Source organism: Limnospira sp. PMC 1279.21, from assembly GCF_032349615.1.
Lineage (GTDB): Bacteria > Cyanobacteriota > Cyanobacteriia > Cyanobacteriales > Microcoleaceae > Limnospira > Limnospira fusiformis.
In genome coordinates this window covers 1-1,694 of sequence record NZ_JARPLU010000361.1, presented here as the reverse complement: position 1 = coordinate 1,694, position 1,694 = coordinate 1, and the positions used below count along the sequence as shown (strand labels likewise).

Annotated in this window: 3 protein-coding genes; 1 reads left to right on the top strand and 2 read right to left on the bottom strand. The window is 48.3% G+C overall.

The window, feature by feature from the left end:
- Positions 1–48 precede the first annotated feature (48 nt).
- Positions 49–528, bottom strand: a complete 480-nt coding sequence (gene ispF / locus P5683_RS24565) for a 2-C-methyl-D-erythritol 2,4-cyclodiphosphate synthase (RefSeq protein ID WP_006626062.1) — start codon at positions 526–528, stop codon at positions 49–51.
- A 221-nt stretch (positions 529–749) separates the two neighbouring features.
- Here ispF and P5683_RS24560 point away from each other — a divergent pair, with 221 nt between their 5' ends.
- Positions 750–893, top strand: a complete 144-nt coding sequence (locus P5683_RS24560) for a chlorophyll a/b-binding protein (protein ID WP_006619489.1) — start codon at positions 750–752, stop codon at positions 891–893.
- Positions 894–1,021: 128 nt separating this feature from the next.
- On the opposite strand, the gene P5683_RS24555 is transcribed toward P5683_RS24560, so the two are convergent.
- On the bottom strand, positions 1,022–1,694 hold a 673-nt coding region (locus P5683_RS24555; RefSeq protein ID WP_315645081.1), incomplete at its 5' end, for an IS200/IS605 family accessory protein TnpB-related protein.

Below are 1,694 nucleotides of genomic sequence, written 5' to 3'. Positions count from 1 at the left end.
TTTATTATACCGTATTGCCCTAAAATATTAACCTAATTTGAGATTAAATCATGCTCTTTTTAGGAGGGTGACGGCGTAAGCGGCTATTCCTTCCTCTCGTCCTACGGGTCCGAGTTTTTCGTTGGTGGTGGCTTTGATGCCTACCTGGTCCGGTTCTAATTTTAGGACATTGGCGATGCGATCGCGCATTGTCGGGATATGGGGTTTGAGTTGGGGACGTTCAGCCACAATTACTGAGTCTATGTTACATAACTGCCAGCCTCGCTGTTGTATGAGGCTATGAACTTGTTCTAGTAAGACTAGGCTATCAGCACCCGCCCAGCGTTCATCTGTGGGGGGAAAGTAAACGCCGATATCTCCTAAACTTAGCGCCCCTAACATAGCATCCATGATGGCATGGGTGAGGACATCGGCATCGCTGTGACCGAGTAATCCTAGATGATGCTCAATTTTAACGCCGCCTAGTATTAGGGGACGGTTTTCGACTAGCTGGTGAATGTCGTATCCGTTTCCGATGCGAATGTCCATGGGGCCCTCTCTACTGCTACGGTTTTTATTATCGGCTAGTTTGTTGATTAGATGCGATCGCCCATCAGTCCCGCTAGAGGATAAACCCTTGATTTGACTCGGTTTCGGCGGTTGGCGAATTTTTTTTTCAGAAAAGCGTAAAGAAATGTTGCAAAGTTGGTGGTAAGTGTGTTAAGTTTTCTTTAGTTGAATCAAGCAAACCTATCTAGGAGTAACTCACAATGGAAAATCAAGGAACTAAATTTGGTTTCACCGAATTCGCGGAAACCTGGAACGGTCGCCTCGCTATGCTTGGTTTCGTCATCGGTGTTGGTACCGAGTTACTGACCGGCCAAGGTATTCTGTCTCAATTAGGCTTAATGTAGTTTTCCTCAAGTGACGGGGATCTATTTTTCCTAATTCTGGGGATTCGGCTCTATAATTAACTTCTAAGGATTCTGAGGCTATAGCTTCGGAATCCTTTAATTTTTGTGGTTTTTGGTATCAATGAAGCTCACCCCACCTGCCTTGGGCAGGTGGGGGTGTCAGTGCTAACCTGAGACTGTACGAGTCCACAGGTCACACAAACAAGCCCAGCTTCTAGGCGAGGAGCCCTCGAACGTTGGATCGAGGGCTCCTCGCTGTCCTTTCGGCGAGTGAGCTGAAGAATACCTCGTGCAGCAATATTGAGCGCCCCATTGAGGTCGGCATTGTATCGCTTGCCCGAGGAAAATTTAGCCAGGGCATAGTTGTTGGAGTCTCGCCCTTTCGACTCCACTACCGTCATAAGCCAACTTTTAGGTGGAGCTACGACATCAATGACCTTACCGCCTATCTCTTGCCACTTCATCTCCGTCAAATCTCGAATCATACCTTTAAGCCATCCATGAAAGCGTTGGCGAAGTAAGGAGCGCTTGCGCCCCCCCTTAGCTTTCCATCCTTTCAGGTTCTCAAAGACAATAGCATCGGCATTGAACTGTTGGGCAATCTGCACGATACGCTTCGAGACAATCTGCCCAATTTGACGGTTGATATTACGGCATTTACGGTAGGTATGAGAGCAAAAGCCTTTCTGGAGACTTCCGCCATGTCCCATCGTTTGGCTGGCTCGTTTAGATACCGATTTCAGCCACTTATCCCGACGGTCGCCGTTCCGCTGGACGCAGGTTCCAGCGGCTGCGGCGACT

Bases quoted from the DNA above. Each gene is read 5' to 3' on its own strand.
- P5683_RS24560 (WP_006619489.1), top strand. From the start codon at position 750: ATGGAAAATCAAGGAACTAAATTTGGTTTCACCGAATTCGCGGAAACC.
- ispF (WP_006626062.1), bottom strand. From the start codon at position 528: ATGGACATTCGCATCGGAAACGGATACGACATTCACCAGCTAGTCGAA.